Source organism: Streptomyces tubbatahanensis (assembly GCF_022699385.1).
Taxonomy (GTDB): Bacteria; Actinomycetota; Actinomycetes; order Streptomycetales; family Streptomycetaceae; genus Streptomyces; species Streptomyces diacarni.
Window position 1 is genome coordinate 4,768,165 of sequence record NZ_CP093846.1, and the last position, 22,510, is coordinate 4,790,674.

18 protein-coding genes are annotated in these 22,510 nt (G+C 72.6%); 9 read left to right on the forward strand and 9 right to left on the reverse strand.

The window, feature by feature from the left end; translation table 11 throughout:
• Window positions 1–10 precede the first annotated feature (10 nt).
• A complete protein-coding gene (locus tag MMF93_RS20575) occupies window positions 11–1,450 on the forward strand; it encodes an exo-alpha-sialidase (protein ID WP_242753618.1) in 1,440 nt (479 codons plus the stop codon).
• Between the two features lie 117 nt (window positions 1,451–1,567).
• Here the strand turns inward: MMF93_RS20575 and MMF93_RS20580 are convergent, their stop codons facing one another.
• From MMF93_RS20580 to MMF93_RS20600, 5 genes are all read right to left on the reverse strand, one after another.
• Window positions 1,568–2,347, reverse strand: coding sequence for a succinate dehydrogenase iron-sulfur subunit (locus MMF93_RS20580; protein ID WP_114023363.1), 780 nt, complete (start codon window positions 2,345–2,347; stop codon window positions 1,568–1,570).
• Complete coding sequence (gene sdhA, locus MMF93_RS20585; RefSeq protein WP_242753621.1) at window positions 2,347–4,119, reverse strand: succinate dehydrogenase flavoprotein subunit; 1,773 nt, start codon at window positions 4,117–4,119, stop codon at window positions 2,347–2,349. Before sdhA ends, MMF93_RS20580 begins: the two co-directional genes overlap by 1 nt.
• A 31-nt stretch (window positions 4,120–4,150) precedes the next feature.
• Complete coding sequence (locus MMF93_RS20590; protein WP_242753624.1) at window positions 4,151–4,669, reverse strand: succinate dehydrogenase hydrophobic membrane anchor subunit; 519 nt, start codon at window positions 4,667–4,669, stop codon at window positions 4,151–4,153.
• Window positions 4,670–4,675: 6 nt separating this feature from the next.
• Window positions 4,676–5,056, reverse strand: a complete 381-nt coding sequence (sdhC, locus tag MMF93_RS20595; RefSeq protein WP_114015473.1) for a succinate dehydrogenase, cytochrome b556 subunit — start codon at window positions 5,054–5,056, stop codon at window positions 4,676–4,678.
• 319 nt (window positions 5,057–5,375) lie between these two features.
• Window positions 5,376–6,002, reverse strand: coding sequence for a 2-oxo-4-hydroxy-4-carboxy-5-ureidoimidazoline decarboxylase (locus tag MMF93_RS20600; RefSeq protein ID WP_242753627.1), 627 nt, complete (start codon window positions 6,000–6,002; stop codon window positions 5,376–5,378).
• 179 nt (window positions 6,003–6,181) lie between these two features.
• Here MMF93_RS20600 and MMF93_RS20605 point away from each other — a divergent pair, with 179 nt between their 5' ends.
• From MMF93_RS20605 to MMF93_RS20615, 3 genes are all read left to right on the forward strand, one after another.
• Window positions 6,182–7,828: a family 20 glycosylhydrolase gene (locus tag MMF93_RS20605; RefSeq protein WP_242753630.1), complete on the forward strand. Its 1,647-nt coding sequence runs from the start codon at window positions 6,182–6,184 to the stop codon at window positions 7,826–7,828.
• A gap of 477 nt (window positions 7,829–8,305) precedes the next feature.
• Window positions 8,306–9,058: an RNA polymerase sigma factor gene (locus MMF93_RS20610; RefSeq protein ID WP_242757678.1), complete on the forward strand. Its 753-nt coding sequence runs from the start codon at window positions 8,306–8,308 to the stop codon at window positions 9,056–9,058.
• Window positions 9,058–10,554, forward strand: a complete 1,497-nt coding sequence (locus MMF93_RS20615; protein ID WP_242753634.1) for a hypothetical protein — start codon at window positions 9,058–9,060, stop codon at window positions 10,552–10,554. Before MMF93_RS20610 ends, MMF93_RS20615 begins: the two co-directional genes overlap by 1 nt.
• 262 nt (window positions 10,555–10,816) lie before the next feature.
• Here the strand turns inward: MMF93_RS20615 and MMF93_RS20620 are convergent, their stop codons facing one another.
• Window positions 10,817–11,704, reverse strand: coding sequence for a L,D-transpeptidase family protein (locus MMF93_RS20620; RefSeq protein WP_242753636.1), 888 nt, complete (start codon window positions 11,702–11,704; stop codon window positions 10,817–10,819).
• A 191-nt stretch (window positions 11,705–11,895) separates the two neighbouring features.
• Between MMF93_RS20620 and MMF93_RS20625 the strand changes: the two genes are divergently transcribed.
• A complete protein-coding gene (locus tag MMF93_RS20625; RefSeq protein WP_242753638.1) occupies window positions 11,896–13,356 on the forward strand; it encodes an amidase in 1,461 nt (486 codons plus the stop codon).
• Between the two features lie 37 nt (window positions 13,357–13,393).
• Here MMF93_RS20625 and MMF93_RS20630 read toward each other — a convergent pair whose 3' ends face one another.
• Complete coding sequence (locus MMF93_RS20630) at window positions 13,394–14,890, reverse strand: FAD-dependent monooxygenase (RefSeq protein WP_242753641.1); 1,497 nt, start codon at window positions 14,888–14,890, stop codon at window positions 13,394–13,396.
• 29 nt (window positions 14,891–14,919) lie between these two features.
• Here MMF93_RS20630 and MMF93_RS20635 point away from each other — a divergent pair, with 29 nt between their 5' ends.
• Window positions 14,920–15,630 (forward strand): TetR/AcrR family transcriptional regulator C-terminal domain-containing protein, encoded by a 711-nt coding sequence (locus MMF93_RS20635; RefSeq protein ID WP_423835482.1) that lies wholly within the window; start codon window positions 14,920–14,922, stop codon window positions 15,628–15,630.
• Between the two features lie 19 nt (window positions 15,631–15,649).
• On the opposite strand, the gene MMF93_RS20640 is transcribed toward MMF93_RS20635, so the two are convergent.
• Both MMF93_RS20640 and MMF93_RS20645 read right to left on the reverse strand, forming a co-directional pair.
• On the reverse strand, window positions 15,650–16,993 hold the full coding sequence (locus MMF93_RS20640; RefSeq protein ID WP_242753646.1) for an alpha-2,8-polysialyltransferase family protein: 1,344 nt from the start codon (window positions 16,991–16,993) through the stop codon (window positions 15,650–15,652).
• Entirely contained in the window at window positions 16,993–18,117 is a 1,125-nt protein-coding gene (locus tag MMF93_RS20645; protein ID WP_242753649.1) for a glycosyltransferase family 2 protein, read from the reverse strand. Before MMF93_RS20645 ends, MMF93_RS20640 begins: the two co-directional genes overlap by 1 nt.
• 304 nt (window positions 18,118–18,421) lie before the next feature.
• Here MMF93_RS20645 and MMF93_RS20650 point away from each other — a divergent pair, with 304 nt between their 5' ends.
• The 3 genes from MMF93_RS20650 (at window position 18,422) to MMF93_RS20660 (ending at window position 22,474) form a co-directional block, all read left to right on the forward strand.
• A complete protein-coding gene (locus MMF93_RS20650; protein ID WP_242757679.1) occupies window positions 18,422–19,861 on the forward strand; it encodes a DUF6716 putative glycosyltransferase in 1,440 nt (479 codons plus the stop codon).
• Between the two features lie 71 nt (window positions 19,862–19,932).
• The gene (locus MMF93_RS20655) at window positions 19,933–21,390 is read left to right on the forward strand and encodes an acylneuraminate cytidylyltransferase (protein WP_242753652.1); all 1,458 of its coding nucleotides are present in this window, start codon (window positions 19,933–19,935) and stop codon (window positions 21,388–21,390) included.
• Window positions 21,391–21,481: 91 nt separating this feature from the next.
• A complete protein-coding gene (locus tag MMF93_RS20660) occupies window positions 21,482–22,474 on the forward strand; it encodes an N-acetylneuraminate synthase family protein (protein WP_423835483.1) in 993 nt (330 codons plus the stop codon).
• Window positions 22,475–22,510 lie beyond the last annotated feature (36 nt).

Sequence of the window (22,510 nt, forward strand, 5' to 3'; positions counted from 1 at the left end):
GGACCCCCGCATGCGCACATCCGCCAGAGCTCTCGCGGCGCTCACCGTCCTGGCAGCCGCCGGAACCGCCCTCGCCGTCCCCGCCACCGCCACCGCGGCGCCCGCAGGACTCAACGCCAGGGCCGCCATGAACTGCTCGACCGGACAGCTGCAACTCATCCTGGAGAACCAGTCGGGCTCCGAGCAGACCTTCACCGTCGAGGGACCCGACGGCGGGGCAAGCTACACCCGCACCGTCGCCGCCGACTCCAGCACCCAACTGGAGTGGAAGCGCGCGGACGGCACCGCCTACCACCTGGTCACCACCGCGCCGGGCGGCTTCCAGCGCACCCAGCAGGGCACCGTCGGCTGCGGCCTGGAGTCCGGCACCCCGCAGCTCAACACCACCAAGCTGTTCGGCACCGACACCACCTTCCACGGGCTGCTCGGCGACGACGGCAAGGAGTACGACGGCAAGGCCAAGTCCGTGCGCATCCCCGCCCTGGCCACGGCCAACGACGGCACGATCCTCGCCGCCACCGACGCGCGCGTCGAAGGCAGCGGCGACCTGCCCGGCAACATCCAGGTGGGGCTGCGGCGCAGCACCGACAACGGGGCGAGTTGGGACGACGCCCGCATCATCGCGCACGCCGACAAGACCGACACCGGCACCGGCGACGCCAGCTTCCTCGTCGACCGGGAGAGCGGCAGGGTCTTCCTCTTCTACAACTTCGCCCGCCCTGGCACGAACTTCTTCCAGGACGGGCCCGACGGCGGCCAGCACCTCACCTACATCTCCAGCGACGACAACGGCAAGACCTGGAGCGACCCGGTCGACGTCCACTCCCAGATCAGGCAGTCCGGATGGAAGAACCAGTTCGCCTCCTCAGGGCACGGCATCCAGACCTCCGAAGGGCGGCTGATCCAGCCCGTCGTCTACCGCGACGACGCGGGGACCCACACCGGCAACATCCTCAGCGATGACCACGGCAAGACCTGGCGCTTCGGCGCCACGGCCGGCTCCGACGTCAACGAGAGCAAGGCCATCCAGCGCGGCAGCGGCGCCCTCGTCCAGAACATGCGGCACAACAGCGAGAAGGCCCGCTACTACGCCTCCTCGCCCGACGGCGAGAGCGCCTTCGGCGCCATGACCCGCGCCGACGAGCTGCCCGACCCGGGCAACAACGGCGACGAGATCTCCTACCTGCGGCCCCAGGCCGGCACGCCCGGGCTGACGAAGACGGCGCTGTTCAGCAACACCGCCACCACGAGCGCGCGCGACGAGCTGACCGTCCGTCTCAGCGAGGACGACGGCGCCTCCTGGGACAACCGCGCCGTGATCAAGTCCGGCGCAGCGGGCTACTCCACCATGGCGGTACTCGGCGACGGCACCGTCGGCAACCTCTACGAGGTCGGCAATGACGGCGGCGTCTACTTCTCCCGCCTCTCGCTGGACTACCTCACGAAGTGACGTCCCCCGGTCCGCGGGCCGCGCCCCCGGCTCTCCCGCGCCCCGGCGGACCCCCGCATGACACAGCGCCGGGCCCCCACGCGGGGGGCCCGGCGCTGCGCCGTGTGACGCGGGATGTCAGAAGCGACGCGTGATCAGCGCGCGCTTGACCTCCTGGATGGCCTTGGTGACCTCGATGCCGCGCGGGCACGCGTCGGTGCAGTTGAAGGTGGTGCGGCAGCGCCACACCCCGTCCTTGTCGTTGAGGATCTCCAGCCGCTGCTCACCGGCCTCGTCGCGCGAGTCGAAGATGAACCGGTGGGCGTTGACGATGGCCGCGGGGCCGAAGTACTGGCCGTCGTTCCAAAAGACCGGGCAGGACGACGTGCACGCCGCGCACAGGATGCACTTGGTGGTGTCGTCGAACCGCTCCCGGTCCTCGGCGGACTGGTACCGCTCGCGGGTCGGCTCGTTCCCGTTGGTGATCAGGAACGGCATGACGTCCCGGTACGCCTGGAAGAACGGGTCCATGTCGACCACCAGGTCCTTGAGGACCGTGAGGCCCTTGATCGCCTCGACGGTGATCGGCTTGTCCGGACCGATGTCCTTGATCAGCGTCTTGCAGGCGAGCCGGTTGCGCCCGTTGATCCGCATGGCGTCCGAACCGCAGATGCCGTGCGCGCAGGAGCGGCGGAACGTCAGCGTCCCGTCGATCTCCCACTTGATCTTGTGCAGCGCGTCCAGGACGCGCTCCTTCGGGTCGATCTCCAGCGTGAAGTCCTGCCACTGCGACGCGTCGGAGACCTCCGGGTTGAACCGGCGGATCCGCAGCGTCACGGTGATCAGGTGCGAGGCGCTGTTCTCGGCCGAGTCGACAGGCCCGGCGGAGTCGTTCTTCTCTAGTGTCGCTGTGCCCATCAGTACTTACGCTCCATCGGCTGGTAGCGGGTCTGCACGACCGGCTTGTAGTCCAGCCGGATCGACTCGGTGCCGTCGTCGCCCACCTCGCGGTACGCCATGGTGTGCCGCATGAAGTTGACGTCGTCGCGGTTGGGGAAGTCCTCGCGGTAGTGACCGCCGCGCGACTCCTTGCGGGCGAGCGCGGAGACCGCCGTCACCTCGGCCAGGTCCAGCAGGTTGCCCAGCTCGATGGCCTCCAGCAGGTCGGTGTTGAACCGCTTGCCCTTGTCCTGGACGCTGATGTCGCGGAAGCGCTCGCGCAGGGAGCCGATCTCCTCGACGGCCTCCTTCAGCGTCTGCTCCGTACGGAAGACCATGACGTTCTTGTCCATGGTCTCCTGCAGCGCCCTGCGGATCTCGACCACGCGCTCGCTGCCGGTGGCGTCGCGCAGGTTCTCGATCTCGTCGAGCACGAACTTCGCCGGCTCCTCCGGCAGCTCGACGTGGCGCGCCGTCGCGCTGTACTCGGCGGCGGCGATGCCCGCCCTGCGGCCGAAGACGTTGATGTCCAGCAGCGAGTTGGTGCCCAGCCGGTTGGCGCCGTGCACGGACACGCAGGCCACCTCGCCGGCCGCGTACAGGCCCGGGATCGGCGTGGTGTTGTCGGACAGCACCTCGCCCTGCACGTTGGTGGGGATACCGCCCATCGCGTAGTGCGCGGTCGGCTGGATCGGCACCGGGTCGGTGTACGGCTCGATGCCCAGGTACGTGCGCGCGAACTCGGTGATGTCCGGCAGCTTGGCGTCCAGCTGCTCCGGCGGCAGGTGGGTGAGGTCCAGGTAGACGTGGTCCTTGTCGGCGCCGCAGCCGCGGCCCTCGCGGATCTCGGTGTAGATCGCGCGGGAGACGACGTCACGCGAGGCCAGGTCCTTCATGACGGGCGCGTACTTCTCCATGAAGCGCTCGCCGTCCTTGTTGCGCAGGATGCCGCCCTCACCGCGGGCGCCCTCCGTGAGCAGAATGCCCATCTTCCAGATGCCGGTCGGGTGGAACTGGAAGAACTCCATGTCCTCCAGCGGCAGCCCGCGCCGGAACGCGGCGGCCTGCCCGTCGCCGGTCAGGGTGTGCGCGTTGGAGGTCACCTTGAAGAACTTGCCGTTGCCGCCGGAGGCGAAGACGACGGCCTTGGCCTGGAAGACGTGCACGTCGCCCGTGGCCAGCTCGTAGGCCACGACACCGGCGGTCTTCCTGACGCCCTCGTCCTCGTTCATCAGCAGGTCCAGGACGTAGAACTCGTTGAAGAACTCCACGCCCTCCTTGACGCAGTTCTGGTACAGCGTCTGGAGGATCATGTGGCCCGTGCGGTCCGCGGCGTAGCAGGAGCGGCGCACCGGGGCCTCGCCGTGGTTGCGGGAGTGCCCGCCGAACCGCCGCTGGTCGATGGTGCCGTTCGGCGTGCGGTTGAAGGGCAGCCCCATCTTCTCCAGGTCGAGGACGGAGTCGATGGCCTCCTTCGCCAGGATCTCGGCGGCGTCCTGGTCGACCAGGTAGTCACCGCCCTTGATCGTGTCGAAGGTGTGCCACTCCCAGTTGTCCTCCTCGACGTTGGCGAGGGCCGCGGCCATGCCGCCCTGGGCCGCGCCGGTGTGGGAGCGGGTCGGGTACAGCTTCGTCAGCACGGCGGTGCGGCTGCGCTTGGTGGACTCGATGGCCGCACGCATGCCCGCGCCGCCCGCGCCGACGATGACGGTGTCGTACTTGTGGATCTTTACGTTGTTCACGGTGCTCATCGGGAAAACCTCAGCCTTCAGCCCCGGTACGTCAGCGGATGTTCGGGTCGAAGGTGAAGATCACCAGCGTGCCCAGCAGGACGGTGAAGACGGTGGCCACGTACAGCAGCATCTTCAGCCAGAAGCGGGTGGTGTCGCGCTCGGCGTAGTCGTTGATCACCGTGCGCAGCCCGTTGGCGCCGTGCAGCATGGCCAGCCACAGCATCGCCAGGTCCCACACCTGCCAGAACGGCGAGGCCCAGCGGCCCGCCACGAAGGCGAACCCGATCTTGGACACGCCGCCGTCCAGCACCAGCTGGATCAGCAGGTGGCCCAGGACGAGCACCACCAAAACGATGCCGGACAGGCGCATGAACAGCCACGTCTGCATCTCGAAGTTGCCGCGCGAGGCCTTCGGCGTCTTCGCCGTCCGCTTGCGCGGCGGCTCGATGACGGGCGCGGGGTGGTCCACGTCGAACAGTGCCACGTCGTCGGTGGGGCCGCCGGCCCCCTCTGCGTTCTTGGCGTTCTTGGCGTTCTTGGCGGCTTCGGTCGTCTCGGTCGTCGACATCACGCATCAGCTCCCGAACAGCGTGCGCAGCGTGTGCTGCAGCACCGGGTAGAAGGCACCGGCCATGAGGACGATCCACACGCCCATCACGGTCCACAGCATCTGCTTTTGGTACCTCGCGCCCTTGGACCAGAAATCCACCGCGATGACCCGCAGGCCGTTCAGCGCGTGGAAGAGGATGGCGGCCACCAGGCCGTACTCCATCACATTGACCAGGGGCGTCTTGTAAATGGCGATCGTGTCGTCGTACGCCTCGGGCGAGACGCGGACGAGCGCGGTGTCGAGGACGTGCACGAACAGGAAGAAGAAGATGAGGACGCCGGTGACTCGGTGAGCCACCCAGGACCACATTCCTTCCCGGCCGCGGTACAGCGTTCCAGCCGGCACGGAAATACCCTCCGGGAGCGGACATTGGGGCCTGCCGGCTTTGGGAGGTCGGGCGGGCCCGGCCGGGTACGGTCCACCGGCCTCAGTCATCGTAGCGACGCGCTGTCGGCACCTTCGCCCAGGGGTGTGCAGGTGTGATCAATCAGGCACGGACGGCCTAGGGCCTCTCGTTTGGATCTTGCTGGGCTCGCGGGCCCCGGCACGCACTCTCGCGGCGTTGTCGTCAGTCACCGCTGCTCCGCAGGGACTCCCTCCTCCGCCTTGCGAGAGCACGCACCGGACCCCGCTCCCTGATCCAGCCAGATCCAACCGAAAGACCCTAGCCGCGATGTGAGCGACGCCACTCCCGCGCGGTGCTGCCGCCGGTCGCCAGCCGGCCCAGCCTGCCCCGGGCCAGCCGCCGCAGCTCCTCGGCGGTGACCGCCCACTCCTCGTCGGCGTCGTTGTCCAGTCGCGTCCTGATCCCCGCCAGCACGTGATCCAGCCGCTCCTCCACCGCGAAGCCGTCCACGCAGAAGAGGAAGGCGTGCCCGAACTTCTCCTCGTACGCGCCGTGCGCCGCCCGCAGCGCGGTGTGCGCGGCGAGCACGCCCACCTGCGGCTCGCCCTCCAGCGGGTGGGCGCCCGGCTCCCCGGCCAGCGCCTCGCGCAGGTCGGCGGGCGTCAGGTCGTAGCTGGCCTCGTCGGCCGCGGCCAACAGGGCCTCCACGTCGGGGTAGGGGCGGTGCTCGGCCAGCCGCCGCGCCCAGCGGCGGCTGCCGCAGCAGTCCAGGAGCAGGGACTCGGCAGGACCGGCGGCCGCCAGGTTGAGCCGATCCAGTGGGGTGTGGCGCCGCGCCCTCTCCGGCGTCCTGCGCTGCGTTTGGTCCTGCGAATGCTGCGGTTGTCCGTGCGTCGTCTGCCCGTGCGTCCTGCACTGCGTCTGCGAGGGCGTGGGATGGGTCATACGCTCCGTGCGGTCCAAAGGGTGCGGTTCGAAGGTCCCGAGGGCGGCGGTCCGGTTCCGTCACGGTAGCCGTGCGGAGGAATCCGCGGCCGTCCCGCCTGTGTTTTTCACCCGGAAGGGAACGCGTGGGAACGCATACCTGACGGGGGAGCGCCGGAAAGGGGAAATACCGTATTCGTATGGGACGAAACTGGCGAAACAAGTCCGGCCGGTCAACCGCCGGCACCTCCGGCATGGCGGCCGGCCCCTCCGGCACCGCGCTGGCGGTGGCGCTCGCCGTCGGCCTGCTCGGCCTGACCGGCTGCGGAGGAGGAGAGGACGGCGGCGACGGCGGCGAGGGCTCGCCCTCCGCCTCGCACGCGGACGGCGGATCCCAGCCGCCGGCCCCCAAGGGCCCGGACCGGGTGGGCGCCGCGCCCTCCGTCGTCCCCTCCGTGCGCGACTGGAAGGCCGTGCGCGGGCCCGGCTGGGAACGTACCAAGTACACCCGCGTCGTCACCGACAGCGGCTCCCTCAAGGACGAGGCGAAGCTGCTCGCGGACGAACTGAAGGTGGACGTCGCCTCAGGACCCGCCCGGACGGGCGACATCGAACTCAAGCGCGACAAGAAGACCAAGGGCGGACGCGAGGGGTACGAGCTCACCAGCCGCGACGGCAAGGTCACCATCGCCTCGGCCGGCGACGCCGGCGTCTTCTACGGCACCCGCACCCTGCTGCAGACCTACCGGGCCCAGCACCGCTTCGCCGAGGGCACCGTCCGCGACACCCCGGACCGCCCGCAGCGCGGCTTCTCCCTCGACATCGCGCGCAAGTACTTCAGCGCCGACTGGATCAAGGAACGCATCCGCGAGATGGGCGACCTGAAGCTCAACCAGCTCCAGCTGCACCTCTCCGACGACCAGGCCTTCCGCATCGAGAGCGACACCCACCCCGAGATCGTCTCCGACCCCCACCTGACCAAGGACCAGGTCCGCGACATCGTCAAGCTCGCCGAGTCCCGCCACATCACCGTCGTCCCCGAGATCGACTCGCCAGGCCACCTCGGCGCCGTCATCGACGCCCACCCCGACCTCCAGCTGCGCGGCGCCGGCGGCCAGAGCCCGCGCGGCGCCATCGACATCGCCAACCCGAAGGCGGCCGGGATCGTCGACGATCTGCTCGGCGAGTTCGCCGACCTCTTCCCCGGCAAGTACGCGCACGCGGGCGGCGACGAGTACCAGGCGCTGATGTCGCAGAACCCGGAGGAGACCTACCCCGGGCTCGCCAAGGAGGCCAAGGACAAGTTCGGCAGGAAGGCCAAGATCCAGGACCTGGCCACCGACTGGCTCAACGACCGCGCCGCCACCCTGCGCAAGCACCACAAGATGCCGCAGGTCTGGAACGACGGCATGCACCGCGGCGGCGTCGTCAAACCCTCCAAGCCCCGCCAGGTCGCCTACTGGACAGGGCGGGAGGACGGCGAGCGGGAACCCGAGGAGTACCTGAAGGAAGGCTGGCAGGTGGTCAACATGAACGACGAGTACCTCTACTACGTCATCGGCCAGCCCAACAACTTCACCTACCCCACGGGCGAACGCATCTACGAGCGCTGGACCCCCGCCGTGGTCCGCGGCACCGAACCCGTGCCCGACAAGTACGCCGGAGCGGACGACATCGTCGGCGGCCGGTTCGCCGTGTGGGGCGACCTCGCCGACGCGCAGACCACCGCACAGGTCGCCGACGGCATCCGGCTGCCGCTCGCCGCCACGGCGCAGAAACTGTGGGACCCGCAGAAGCCGGAGCGGTCCTGGAGCCAGTTCGTGAAGCTCGTGGACAGGGTGGACTGAGCGGCACGCTCCGCGCGGGCCGCGGGCCGCGGGCCGCGGGCCGCGGGCCGCGGGCCGGAACAGCGAGGCGGCACGCGCGGGCCGGCACACAGCGAAGGCGACCGGGGTCGCCACCCCCCACAGGAGAGACCCCGGCCGCCGTCGGACACGGGCTCACTACGCCAGCGGCTCGCCCGTACTCCCCTCAGCGTCATGGCCCCGCAATGTGTTACGCCGTCATGTCGGGGCCGTGGCACAGGGCTCCGAACTCGACACGCTGACGCCCGGCGACCGTCTCCTCACGCACCGCGCACCCCCGGCCCCGCCCCTCCCTCCGGCATGGACGAGCGTGCACACTTGGCCTTAGCGTGCTCCACGCGCCGCGCCGGGAGGACCGACCCCGGCAGCCCGGACGCGGACCACCGCAGGCGGCGGTACGTGACCCCGGACGACGGCGCAGAGCACTGAGACCTTCGCGGAGTGGGGCGAGACACGAGCGTGCAGGGGGACGACGCGGAGCTGACCGCTGCGGTACGCGCGGCGCAGGAAGGCGACGAGGCCGCCTTCCGCACCGTCTACCGAGCCGTGCACCCGCGCCTTCTCGGCTACGTCCGCACCCTCGTACCCGACGCGGACGCCGAGGACGTCGCCTCCGAGGCGTGGCTCCAGATAGCCCGCGACCTCCCGCGGTTCGCGGGAGACGCCGACCGCTTCCGCGGCTGGGCCGCCCGCATCGCCCGCAACCGGGCACTCGACCACCTGCGGATGCGCGGCCGCAGGCCCGCCGTCGGCGGCGACGAGAGCGAACTGGCCGGACTGCCGGCCGGCGCCGACACCGCGGCCGAGGCCCTGGAGGCGCTCGGCACCAGCAGCACCATGGCGCTCATATCCCAACTCCCGCGCGACCAGGCGGAGGCCGTGGTGCTGCGCGTGGTGGTCGGGCTGGACGCCAAGAGCACCGCGCAGGTGCTCGGCAAACGCTCCGGCGCGGTGCGCACCGCCGCGCACCGCGGGTTGCGCAGACTCGCCGAACTGCTCGAAGACCACGCGCGCGAGGTGCCCGAGAGCACCACGGAGGGCACCGGGGGCGGTACCGACGCCCTCGACGGCGGCTCCGTGCAAGGCCCCGTCGGCGACTCCGGCGGGCGCGGTCCTGGGCCCAGGCCAGGCGGCGGAGCCGCGAAGGGAAGGGCCCGCGGCATGGCCCGCGGTGTGACGCATAAAGCCACACGAACGCTGAGGGAAACGTGATGGCGGACGACCGGTACAGCTGGCTGGACGAAGAGACCGCGGAGCGTTTGCTGCGCGGTCTGCCGGTCGACCCTCCGGGCGGCGGGGGAAGCGACGCGGGTTCCGCTTCGCGGCCCCGGGCCGGCGCCGCGCGGGCCGCGGACACCACGGGAGGCTCCCGCCCGCCGTCTCCTTCCCCCTCTTCTTCCCGCTCCTCTTCCCGTTCCCGTTCCCGTTCCCGTCCCGCCTCGGGTCCTGGCTCCCGCCCCGGCGGCGCCGGTCCCGACGCGCCCGGACGGGGCGGCGGCGGCCGTTACGGCGTGCCGTCCGAGGAGTGGTTCGAGGAGGCCGACCGGCGCACGGCCGCCCGGCTGGCCGCCGCGCTGGACGACCTGGCCGCCGCCCACACCGCACCCTGGCCCCCCGCGTCCGCGAGCGACGCGGCACCCGGGGCCGCACCCGTCGAGCTGCCCGGCGAGGCCGCCGCCCTGGAGGCGTTCCGTGCCGCCCGCCTCGGCGGCCCGCGCGCGGGCTCGGCCGGCCCCGCGGCGGCCCGCGCCGGAAGCGCCGCCGACCTCGGGCTGACCTCGGGCGCCACCGGGGAGAGACCCGGCCAGGACGGCGCCGGCACCGGACGGGAACGCGGCCGCAGCCGCACCCGGTACCTGCTGACGGGCAGACCCCTGCGCGCCGGATTCGCCGTCGCCGTCGCCGGATGCGCGCTCGGCGGCGTCGCGGTCGCGGCCGGCACGGGCGTCTTGCCGACACCGTTCACCGGCGGCGGCACCCCCGCCGCCACCGTCTCCCCGGCCGCCACCCCCACGGGAGAGGACCCCGAGGCGAGCAGCCCGGGCGACGACGAGGACGCGGAAGGCCGCGACACCGCGGGCGACGAACGCCGCACCCCCCGGGAGACCGACAGCGGCGGCCCGTCGCACGACGACGGCGGCCACGGGGACGGCAAGCACCCCGGCGACCCCCGCGACCTGGCCAACTCGGGCGGCGGAGGCAAGCACGACAAGGACGGCGGCGGCCACAAGGACAACAAGCCCGGCAAGAAACCCGGCAAGGGGCTGGGCGACTCCGACGACCGCAAGGAAGCCATCGCCGTGGCCCTGTGCAAGGCGTACACGGCCAACAAGCTCGAAGCGGACGACCGCAAGAAGCTGGAGCGCGCGGCGGGCGGCCGCGCCGTGGTGCGCAAGTTCTGCATCCAGTACGGCCACTCGGGCGGCAGCACGCCGGGAGGCGGTGACGGCGGCGGCCAGGGCGGCACCCCGGGCGGCCCCGGCGACGGCGACGACGGCTCGGACGGGTCCGAGGGCTCCGACGGCTCGGACGGGTCGACGGGAGGCGGAAGCCACCCCTCGGTACCGGGTGACGACACCGGCGACACGGACACCGGCGGTGTCGGCGGCACGGGCGGCGGCGACACGCCCTCCGCACCCGCCGACCCCGGCGAGGGCTCGGCCGGTGGCGTCAACAGCACCGTGACAGGCGCCACATCCGGCCCCTGACCAACCGGTGTGACACTTTCGCGCGGACCGGCGCTGAAGAGAGTGAGCCGACTGGTCATCGGCGGCGCGGAAAGCCCGAGGTTCCCCCCGTACCTCAGGGTTCGCGCGATGGCGCGGGCGGGACACGTTCCCCCGGTCCCGCCCGCGCCCCTCGGCTTTTGCCTCCGCCCTGCTCCGGCCGGGGGTCCGGGGGTTGCCCCCGGATGATGCTGTCCCCGGTCCCGCCCGCGCCCCTCGGCTTTTGTGTTTCGCGTGCCTCACGTCACTTGTAGACGACCACCTTGTCGCCCGGGCGGATCTGGTTGAAGACCTTGGCGATCGCCTTCTTGTCGCGGACGTTGACGCAGCCGTGGGAGGCTCCGGCGTAGCCGCGGGCGGCGAAGTCGGAGGAGTAGTGGACGGCCTGGCCGCGGCTGAAGAACATCGCGTAGGGCATGGGCGTGTGGTAGAGGGTCGAGACGTGGTGGCGGCTCTTGAAGTCGACCTTGAACTGCCCCTCGCGGGTCGGCGTGTAATCGGATCCGAAGCGCACGTCCATCGCCGTACGCACCGTGCCGTCGACCATCCACGCGGCTGTCCGGCTGCTCTTGCTGATGCACAGTGCCCGCCCCGTCTTGCAGCGCGGGTCGGGCGCGGCCGGCGGGCGGGAGGTGGTGGGGTGGAGTTCGGTGCGGGTGGGCTGGTGGGTGCGGGCGCGCAGTGCGGTGAGCACCGGGTCGGTGACCTTGCCGGTGCGGGGCATGCCGCGCTGTTTCTGGAAGGCGGTGACCGAGCCGGCGGTCACGGAACCGTAGTAGCCGGTCGGGTTGCGGTCGAAGAGGCCCAGTTGACGCAGTCTGGCCTGGAGTTCGCGGACGTTCTCGCCGCGGGAGCCCGGTGCCATCCGTATGGCGCTCTGCGCCGCGGGCCGGGCGGGGGGCGCGGGCTTCGGGGCCCGGGTGGTCGGTGGGGATGCCTTCTTCGTCGCGGGTTTCGTCGCGGGTTTCGACGGCGGCTCGGCGGGCGCCTGTTGCGGCGCCTTGGAGACGCGGATCAGCGGCTCCTGCGCGCCGGTGCCTTTCGTCTGGCAGCCGGCGACGGCCCCCGCGGCCAGCATGACGGCGGCGGCCGCGGTGAGGCGGCGGTACGCCGGTGCTCCCCTCCGGTGCATCCCCAACCCCCCGGGCGGTTCGACGGATGTACGGACCATCACTGCCCAGTACGCCGTCCTCGTGAACCTGTGGAGGTCTTCGGGTGTGCCCGGAGTCTCGGCACCCGGTTGGTTACTGACGGGTTTCGAACTGGGTGCCGATCGGGGACAGTAGCCGCGAGGACGAACGACGAGCAGCGTGCGAGGTGTCCATGGCGACCGGTACCGGGGCGGGGCCCGCCGAGCAGCCGCGGGCGGGCGGTCACGGCCCGGGCCCTGTCCGCCTGCCGGGCCTGGCGGCGGCCGTGACCGCGCTGGCGGACGGCCAGGTGACCGCGCGGGAGCTGACCGAGCGGGCGCTGCGCGGCATCGAGGCGACGCAGCCCACGCTGAACGCGTTCCGCAGGGTCCGCGCCGAGGCGGCACTGGCCGAGGCGGACGCGGCCGACGCGGCGCTGTCCCGGGGCGAGCGGCGGCCCCTGCTCGGGGTGCCGCTGGCCGTCAAGGACGACACCGACGTGTGCGGGGAGCCCACCGCGTTCGGTTGCCGTGGCGACTTCCCCCGCAAGAGCGCGGACGCGGAGGTCGTGCGCAGGCTGCGGGCCGCAGGAGCGGTCGTCGTCGGCAAGACCAACAGCCCCGAGCTGGGGCAGTGGCCGTTCACCGAGGGGCCCGCCTTCGGCGACACCCGCAACCCGTGGAACCACGACCACACCCCGGGCGGCTCCTCCGGTGGCGCGGCGGCCGCGGTCGCGGCCGGCCTGGTGCCCGCGGCGCTGGGCTCGGACGGCGCAGGATCGGTCCGTATCCCGGCGGCGTGGACGCACCTGGTCGGCGTCAAACCCCAGCGGGGCCGCATCTCCACCTGGCCGGACCCGGAGTCGTTCAACGGCATCACCGTCTTCGGACCGCTCGCGCGCACCGTCGAGGACGCGGCGCTGCTGCTCGACGCCGCGAGCGGCAACCACCCGGGCGACCTGCACAGGCCGCCGCCCGTCGAGGCGCGGGCCGCCGTCACCCGCGATCCGGGACGGCTGCGGATCGCACTGTCCACCCGCTGGGCGTTCACGGCCACCCCCAAGCGGCTTGACCCGCGCGTGGAGGCGGCCGTGCGGGCGCTGGCCGAGCGGCTGGCCGCCCTCGGGCACCAGGTCGAGGAGGCGGATCCGACCTACGGGCCGATCGGGCTGACGTTCGTGCCCCGGGCGACGGCGGGCGTCCGCGCCTGGGCCGGGCGCGCCCCCGATGCCGCACTGCTCGATCCGCGTACCCGGGGCGCCGCCCGTACCGGACGGCTGCTGGGCGGCCCCGTCCTGCGTGCCGCGCGCGCCGCCGAGGGGCCGCTGCGCCGCCACGTGGGCCGCGTCTTCCACCGCTACGACGTGGTGCTGGCCCCGACGACGGCCACGCCGCCGCCCCGTGTCGGCGATCTGGCGCGGCTGAGCGGCTGGCAGACCGACCGCCGGATGATCGCGCACTGCCCCTACGCGTGGCCGTGGAACGTGCTGGGCTGGCCCGGCGTCAACGTGCCCGCCGCCGTCACCGGCGATATGCGGCTGCCAGTGGGCGCCCAACTCCTCGGCCCTGCGGACAGCGAACCCCTGCTGCTCTCCCTCGCCGCCCAACTGGAGGCCGACCAGCGGTGGCACGAGCGGTGGCCGCCGACGGTGTGACTCCGGCGGTGTGCGGGCGGGTGGGTCCGCACGCCTGTCAGCCGGACAGTGCCGCGAGGTAGGAGGTGACCTCCTGCGCGTCCTCGGTGATCAGCGCGAGGTAGCCGTCGGGGCGGACCAGGTGGAGCGCGCCTGCGGCGTAGGGCGGCGTGGCGGGGAGCGGATGCGTACGCACGTACGGTGGCAGGCCGGCCGGGGGAGTGGCGTCGCCGATCGCCAGGAGGGTCAGGTGCGGGCCGCGTAGCAGGTCGAAGACGCGCAGCGGGCTGCCGTCGGGCGCGGTGGCGGGGGCGTCCGGGGCGCGGTCGCCCGGTGCCGGCGTGCCCGTGTGGGGCGCCGTCGAGTGGGGTGTCGCGTCGGGCGCGGTCGGGTGGCGGGTCAGCGGGCTGTCGGGGTAGGCGAGGTCCAGTTGGTGGGTCTCGGCGCCGCGCTTGGCTGCACGGCGGTGGAGCCGGGTCGAGAGCCCGAGGACCGCGGCGGCCAGCGGCGCGCGTTCGGCCTCGTAGCTGTCCAGCAGTGCCACGTCGGCGTGCCCGTGCAGCACCAGGCCCAGTTTCCAGCCGAGGTTGTAGGCGTCCTGCACGCCGGTGTTGAGGCCCTGGCCGCCCGCGGGGGAGTGGATGTGCGCCGCGTCGCCTGCCAGGAAGACCCGCCCCGAGCGGAAGCGGTCGGCGAGGGCGGCGTTGACCCGGAACTCGGACGCGTACACGACCTCCTTCAGCTGTTCCGGCGCCAGGTCGGTGCGGGCTGCGAGGAGTTCGCGCAGGAGCGCTTCCCGTGTGGCTCCCGGGGCGCCGTCCAGGGTGGCGTGCTGGGCGACGAGTTGAAAGGTGTCGTCTCCGGGCATCGGGCACAGGGCGAGCGCGCCGTGTGCCCCGTGTGCGCTGTCGCGCCAGATGTGCCAGTAGCGCTGGTCGAGCCCGGCGAGCCGGACGTCCGCGACCACGCTCGGCTCGGCCTCCACCGTCTCGCCCGTCATGCCGATGCCCAGCGTGGTCCTCACCGTGCCCCGGGCGCCGTCGCAGCCGACGGCGTACGCGGCACGCACGGTGCGCACGGTGTCTCCGGTGGCGAGTTGGGCGGTGACGCCGTCCGCGTCCTGTTCCAGGCCGGTGAGCGCGGTGCCGAACTCCACCTCGCCGCCCAGCGCGCGCAGCCGTGCGAGCAGCAGTTCCTGGGTGCGCCACTGGGGCAGCATCCACACCTCGGCGTAGGGGGCGTCGGGACGGGGTGCGGCCCGCTCGATCATGTCCCACTCGACGGGCGGCTCCCCGGCGCGGTGCACCAGCATCCGGGGGTAGGGACCGCCCGCTGCCCGTACGGCGTCGACGATGCCGAGGTCGTCGAAGACCTCCATGGTGCGCGGCTGCAGCCCCTTGCCGCGGGCGCCGGGGAAGAGGCCGTCCCCGCGTTCGACGACGGTCACCGCGACGCCGCGGCGGCGCAGGTCGCAGGCGAGCGTGAGGCCGGTGGGGCCCGCGCCGGCGACGAGGACGCGGCCGTCCCCGTCCTTAACACTGTTAAGTGGAGTCATGACCGGAGCCTGCGCTTAACGCCGTTAAAATGTCAAGCGTGTCCGAGAGGAAAGACCAGGGAAGCCGCCGCCCGGCACGGAAGAAGGCGAGCCCCCCGCGACTGGACCGCACGCAGGTTGCCGAGACCGGACTGCGGATGCTCAACGAGACCGGTCTTGAAGGGCTCAGCCTGCGCAGGATCGCCAAGGAACTGGACGTCCAGGCCCCCGCGCTCTACTGGCACTTCGACAGCAAGCAGGCTCTGCTGGACGAGATGGCCACCCTGATGACGCGCGAGATGCGCCACCTCGAGTACCGGGTGGCACAGGACGCCGGCTGGGACGAGTGGTTCGCCGAGAGCCTGCGCGTCCTGCGCCGGGCACTGCTGCGCTACCGCGACGGCGCCAAGGTCTTCAGCGGCACCCGCATGACCACCACCGAACACGGCGCGGGCCAGGAGCTCTACCTGCGCATGATGACGCAGGCGGGCTTCACCGTGAACGCCGCGGCCCGCGCCTTCTTCACCGCCTTCAGCTACACGATCGGCTTCGTCATCGAGGAACAGGCCGTCCAGCCGCTCCCCGGCGAACGCGCCGAGGGCTACGATCCCGCGGAGCGCGCGGAACGCATGGCGGCCTTTCCCCTGGCGGCGCAGATCAGCGCCGACCTGTTCACCGACTATGACGCCCGCTTCGACGAGGGTCTGCGGGCGGTGATCGAAGGCCTGCGGGCCACGGTGCTGGGCGAACCGCCGGGTTGAGCGCCGAAGGCGGTGATGGTCAGCCCAGTGCGGCGCGTTTGAGCGCGCGGGCGCGGCGGGCCACGCGGCGGACCGCCGGGCTGCGCGGTACGAACGCGAACTGGCGCGGCACCGCGCCCGGCAGGGCCAGTGACGTCAGCCTGCGGCGCTTGAAGTAGCGGCGGGTGGCGGGGGTCAGGTGGTCCGCCAGGTAGCGCTCGGCCTCCTCGCGCAGGTGCGGGTAGGTCCTCGGCTGCATGCAGAAGCCGACCGCCCCGACCAGCCCCGCCACATCCTCGCCCCGCGCGGGGACGAAACCGGCTGAGGCGGTCGCGTCCAGATCCGGCAGCAGGGCGTCCACCAGCGTGACCGGAACCCGGTTGCTGTTCTCGTACGGCGTGACCCGCTCCAGCAGCAGCTCGGTTCCCGTACGGGCCGCGGGCAGCCCGTAGAAGGCGGAGGCGGTCAGCAGTGCCGTGGAGAAACAGCCCACCACCAGCGCCGGGCGCATCCGCGCGTACAGCGCCTCGGCCGGCACCGGCGCGGAGAGCACCGTGAGGCCGACACCCAGTTCGCCCGCCTCCTTCTCCAGGGCGCGGGAATAGCGCGCCGGAGCCACCGGATGCGGTTTGAAGACGATGTCCCCGTGGCCCCGCGCCGCCGCACCCCGCAGCATGCGCAGGTGCAGCTCCTCCTCCTCGTCCACGGTCAGGATGTCCAGCGCCGACAGGTACTGGCCCAGCAGCAGCGCCCCGCCCTCCGGCGCCTCGGCCGCCGAGGGCGGCACGTCGGCAGACAGTTCGGCCAGTACGGCGCGGAAGGCGTCCGCGGGCACCACCTCGGCCGGCACCCCGAACTCGGTCAGCAGCAGTGGCGTGAGCCCCGGCACCAGGTCCAGGTGCAGCAGGCGGCGCACCCGGCCGCCGACCAGCGGGTCGAGCTTGTTGCGGGTGGGGCCGTAGCTCATCAGCCCGTCCGCGTACACGTCGATGGGGGCGTCCGCGAACAGCCGGGCCACCGCGAGCGCGGGCTCGACCTGGAGCGATTCGAGGACGAGCTGGACCTCGTCCGCGGGCCCGTCGCCCAGGTTCCACAGCATCCGCAGGTGCCGCTCCCACAGCGGGGCGTCGTCCGAGCGGGGCGACCAGCCGCCGGGGTGGAACGGGCGGATCGTCTCGTTCCAGGAGAGCACCCTATCGAAGCGGCCGCGCAGCCTCGCGAAGCCCGGCATGGCATCGAGTGCCGGCGTGGTCTCCGGGTTGCCCGCGTTGTTGCTGACCAGCAGCAGCCGCTGGTCCGCGGCCTCGAAGTGACCCGCGTCCAGCGCGGCGGCCAGGGTGGCGGCGCCGTAGAGGGTGGAGGCGAAGAAGATCTGGGTGCGCATCAGGCCGCCGCCTCCGTCCGCTTGCCGGTCGGGTCGGTGCTGTCCGGGTCCGTGCTGTCCGGGTCCGTGCTGTCCGGGGCCGTGCTGTCCGGGTCCGTGCCGTTCGGGGCCGTGCCGTCCGGGTCTGTGCTGCCTGGGTAGGGGCCGTCCTGGCCCGCGCCTCCGGGGCGTCGGCGCAGGCGCCGCAGCCGGGAGGCGCGCTCGGCGTCCATCGAGTCCAGCGCCTGGCCGAGCACGTCGGGAGGCAACCGCTTGAGGGCCGCCGCGCTCATCGCCCGCAGCCTGCGCGCGACCTGCGGCTCGAACCTGCCGCTGGTGAGGTGGTGCGAGATGATCGCGCAGTAGGTGCGGACCGCCTTGGGCAACAGCACCTCCGCGTCGCGGTCCCGCGCCGTCTCCTCGATCACCTGGTCGAAGGCGCGGATGAAGTCCAGCTGCCGCACGTCGCCGATCTGCGTCAGCGACGAGGCCACCCCGCGCCGGTAGAAGACCCCCAGCAGGCCGACCGCGGCGAACGAGCGTGCCCGACGGTGCAGCCGCCAGATCCACGGCCGGTCCTCGGCGGTGCGCAGCCCGTCGGTGAAGTGCAGCAGCCCCTGATCCAGCAGCCTGCGGTGGTAGATGCCCGCCCAGGCGTAGGCGTAGTCCACGGACGTGCTGCGCCCGGCCGGCAGTATCGCCTCCCGCGGGTCACCCACCACGCCGCGCCGGCCGTGCGGCACCCGCGCCAGCGTGCGGGCCCGCGCCGTGCACTGCACATGGTCGGTGCGCACGAAGTCGCAGCCGAGGCGCTCGATACAGGCCACCAGGCGCGGATAGTGGCCGGGGGCCAGCCAGTCGTCCCCGTCCAGGAACGTGACGAACTCGCCGCTCGCCTCGGCCAGCCCCGTGTTGCGCGCGGTCGCCAGCCCGCCGTTGCGCGCGTGCCGCACCCGGATCACCCGCGCGGCACCGTCGAGATCCTTTTCGGCGCGCTGGAGAATCTCCGGCGTCTCATCCTGGGAAGCGTCGTCGACGAGAATGAACTCGAAATCCCGACGCGCGTTCGCACCCAGGCTCCGAAGTGTTTCTGCGGCGTACGACTGCACGTTGTAAAACGGCACGATGACGGAGAGCTTTACCACCCGAGGGACGGTAGGCGCTGCGCCGCCCGCCGTCTTGACCTGCGGCGGGCCGGGGGGTGAACGCCGCATGGCGGGATGGTGAACGGGGCGGCGGGCCGGGCGGGTTGGCCGTTCGTCGACGCGCTGTTAACCGTCTGTTGCCTCCGCGTTGGGCCGCCTTGCGGAATCCCTTCCTAACGTCGGCGACGTGCCCTCACCAGAAACTCCCACTTCCGCGAACACGCCGGGACCGCGTGCGTTTCCCGACCAGCGTGCCCACGCGGAACCGCACGGTTCCCCCACCCCCGGGCCCCGCCGGGTCGCGGTGCTCGCGGACTCCGACACCCGGTGGAAATGGGGTGCGTCGACAGCCCGCCGGCTGGCCCCCGGTGCCGTCATCGACGGGCTGCTGCTGCGCGCCCGTGCCACGCCCACCCCGCGCCAGCTCGCCGAGGTCGGCGTCACCGTCGACGTGCTGCGCGAGGTCACCACCCGGGAGTTCCTGCGGGCCGCCACCGGGCCCGGCGGCTACGACATGATCGTCCTGGCGTGCGTCGGCGGCGCGGTACAGGCCATGCTCCACGGACTGCGCCGGGCGACCGCCGGCACCGAAGAGGGCGCGCCCGCGCACCGCCCCGTGGTCGTCACCGGTTACGTCGGCGTCGTCTACGAGAAGCTCACCGACGGGTTGCTGCTGCGGCACGGCGCCGATCTCGTCCTCGCCAACTCGGCCCACGACACCGACCGCTTCCGCGCCGTGTACGAGGGCGTGGGCGCGCCCGCGGACGGGGTGCTCGAGTGCACCCTGCCGTTCCTCACGGACGCGCGGCCGGCCCCCGGTACCACCGTCACCCCCCGAGACGGTGACGGACGCGCCCCCCTCACTCCCCAAGGCGGCCGCGACACCCCCACCCCCCAAGACGGTGACGGACGCGACACCTTCACCGTCGTCTTCGCCGTCCAGCCCTCCGTCCCCGCCTCCCGCGAGGACCGCGCCTACCTGCTGCGCCGCGCCGTCGCCCACGCACTGCGGCACCCCGAGCGCGAGGTGCTGATCAAGCTGCGCAGCAAACCCGGCGAACACACCACCCACATCGAGGAACTGCCCTACCAGAAGCTCGTACGCAAGCTGCCCGGCGGCGACGGCACCGGCGGCGGCCTGCCGGCCAACTGCCGCCTCGTCTACGGCAACATGGGCGCGCTGCTGGACCGGGTGCGGCGCACCGGCGGCCTGCTGGTGACCGTCAGCTCCACCGCGGCGCTCGAATCCCTGCACCGCCACGTGCCCACCGCCGTCCTCACCGACCTCGGAGTGCGCGAAGGCCTGGGCAACCACTACTTCACCGGCTCCGGCTGCCTCGCCTCCTGGGACGAACTCGACGACGGCCTGCTGCCCGAGGCCGACCCCCGGTGGGCGCTGCGCCAGGGGGTACGCGGCGGTGACGGATACGCGGCCGCGCGCGAGCGGGTCGCCGCGCTGACCGCCCGCTCCGCCCGCACCGGGCTGCCGCCCCTGTCCCCGTACTACACGGCACGCACCGCCCCCGGTTACCTGCCCGGCATCCTGCGACGCTACGGACTCGGCCCCGACGGAACCCCCGTAGGACCGGCAGCGGGCTCGGACGACGCCGACGAAGAACCTGGCGCCGTCGGTGCCGCCGGACGCGGCCTGCTGCGGCGCGTGGTGCGCGAGGCGGCGCGCGGCGCCTACCGGCACGGGGTGCAGCGCGTCGCACCGCTCATCCGGAAGGCGGGAGAGCTGTGACGGCCCGCCCCGCGTCCCCCGCAGCCGCCCCGCGGCCCTCGAAGACCTCCCAGCCCCACCCAGGAGTCAACATGTCCTCAAGCCCCGCGGTCCTCGCGGTGATACCGGCCCGCGGCGGGTCCAAGGGCGTGGCCGCCAAGAACCTGGCACCCGTCGCCGGCGTGCCGCTCGTGGCCCGCGCCGCCCGCGAATGCCTGGCGGCGCGGAACATCACCGACGTCGTCGTCTCCACCGACGACCCGGCCATCGCCGAGGCCGCACGCTCGGCAGGGGCCGAGGTCGTCGAGCGGCCCCCCGCCCTCGCCGGCGACCTGGCCAGCAGCGAGGCCGCCGTCCTGCACGCCATGGACCAGTGGGAGGAACGGCACCGCACGCCGCTGCACACCGTGCTCCTCGTCCAGTGCACCAGCCCGTTCCTGGTACGGGAGGACGTCGAACGCGTCGCGGCCGCCGTCATCGACGACGGAGCCGACAGCGCCCTGACCGTGGCCCCCTTCCACGGCTTCGTCTGGCGAGCCGGCGAGGCGCCGGAGCCCGGTGACCACCAGGCACGGCCCGGTGGCCACCAGGCACGGCCCGGTGGCCACCAGGCACGGCCCGGTGGTCACCAGGCATGGCCCGGTGGTCACCAGGCACGGCCCGGTGGTGAGCCGGCGGTATCCGGTGGTGTGCCGGCGGCACCCGGTGTGCCGGCGGTGTCGGGCGGCCACGCGGGCAGCGCGTACGGCGTCAACCACGACCGCGCCGTACGGCCACGCCGCCAGGACCGGCCCGAGGACCTGCTGGAAACCGGCGCCGCCTACGCCATGGACGCCATGGGCTTCCGGGAAGCCGGCCACCGGTTCTTCGGGCGGACCGCCGTCGTCCGCACCGACCCGGCGCGCGTCCTGGAGATCGACGACCCCCACGACCTCGACCGGGCCCGCGCACTGGCACCCCTGCTCGACGCCGACCGCCAGGGCCCCGGCGCGCTGCCCACCCGCGAGGACATCGACGCGGTCGTCCTCGACTTCGACGGCACCCAGACCGACGACCGGGTGTACGTCGACTCCGAGGGGCGGGAGACCGTCGCCGTCCACCGCGGCGACGGCCTCGGCATCGCGGCCCTGCGCCGCGCCGGCCTCGATGTGCTGATCCTCTCCACGGAGACCAACCCGGTCGTCGCCGCCCGCGCCGCCAAGCTCCGGCTGCCGGTGCTCCACGGCATCGACCGCAAGGACCTCGCGCTCAAACAGTGGTGCGAGGAGCGCGGAATCGCCCCCGAGCGCGTCCTGTACGCCGGCAACGACGCCAACGACCTGGGGTGCTTCGCCCTCGCGGGCTGGCCCGTCGCCGTCGCCGACGCCCACGACGCCGTACGGGCCGCGGCCCGCGCCGTCACCACACGGCGCGGCGGAGCGGGAGCGGTCAGGGAGATCGCGGGGTGGCTGGTGGGGGCGGGGCTGGGAGGGGACACGGATCGCGCTCGTGGGGCCCACCCACAAAGGAACCCCCGCCCGAACCCGGCGCCCACCCCCGCCGCCTCCTGACCTGCAAAAACCCTACCCCGCCCCACCGCCACACACCCCCCGAACCACCCCACCGCCCTTCAGTACCCATCCCAGAAAAAAACCCCCGGAAATGGTGAACATGAACAGCAACGGCCTCAGCGCCAGCCCCCGTACCCGCGCTCTCGGTACCAAGACCGTCGGCCCCGGCCACCCCGTCTACGTCACCGGGGAGATCGGCATCAACCACAACGGGGATCTCGACAACGCGTTCGCTCTGATCGACGCCGCCGCCGAGGCGGGCTGCGACGCGGTGAAGTTCCAGAAGCGCACGCCGGAGATCTGCACGCCGCGTGACCAGTGGGATCTGGAGCGGGACACCCCGTGGGGCCGGATGACCTACATCGACTACCGGCACCGGGTGGAGTTCGGCGAGGACGACTACCGGGCCATCGGCGAGCACTGTGCCGCGCGCGGCATCGACTGGTTCGCCTCCCCGTGGGACGAGGAGGCCGTCGCCTTCCTGGAGAAGTTCGACGTGCCCGCGCACAAGGTGGCTTCCGCCTCCCTGACCGACGACGACCTGCTGCGTGCTCTTCGCGCCACGGGCCGCACCGTCATCCTCTCCACCGGCATGTCGACGCCGAAGCAGATCCGGCACGCGGTGGAGGTGCTGGGCAGCGAGAACATCGTGCTCTGCCACGCCACCTCCACGTACCCGGCGAAGGCCGAGGAGCTCAACCTGAGGATGATCCACACTCTCCACGAGGAGTTCCCCAACGTCCCGATCGGCTACAGCGGTCACGAGACGGGTCTGCAGACGACGCTGGCGGCTGTCGCCCTGGGCGCCGTCTTCGTGGAGCGGCACATCACCCTCGACCGCGCCATGTGGGGCTCCGACCAGGCGGCTTCCGTCGAGCCGCAGGGCCTCACCCGTCTCGTGCGGGACATCCGCACCATTGAGGAGTCCCTCGGTGACGGTGTGAAGAAGGTCTACGACAGCGAGCTGGCCCCCATGCGCAAGCTGCGCCGCGTCAAGGGCACGGTCGCCGAGGCGGCTGAGGCGGCCGGAACGGCCGAGACGACCGGCGCCCGCGCGGGGACCCCCGAACCGGCCGCGGTCTGACGCCGGCCTTCGACGCCCCGACGCGGAAACGGAGCG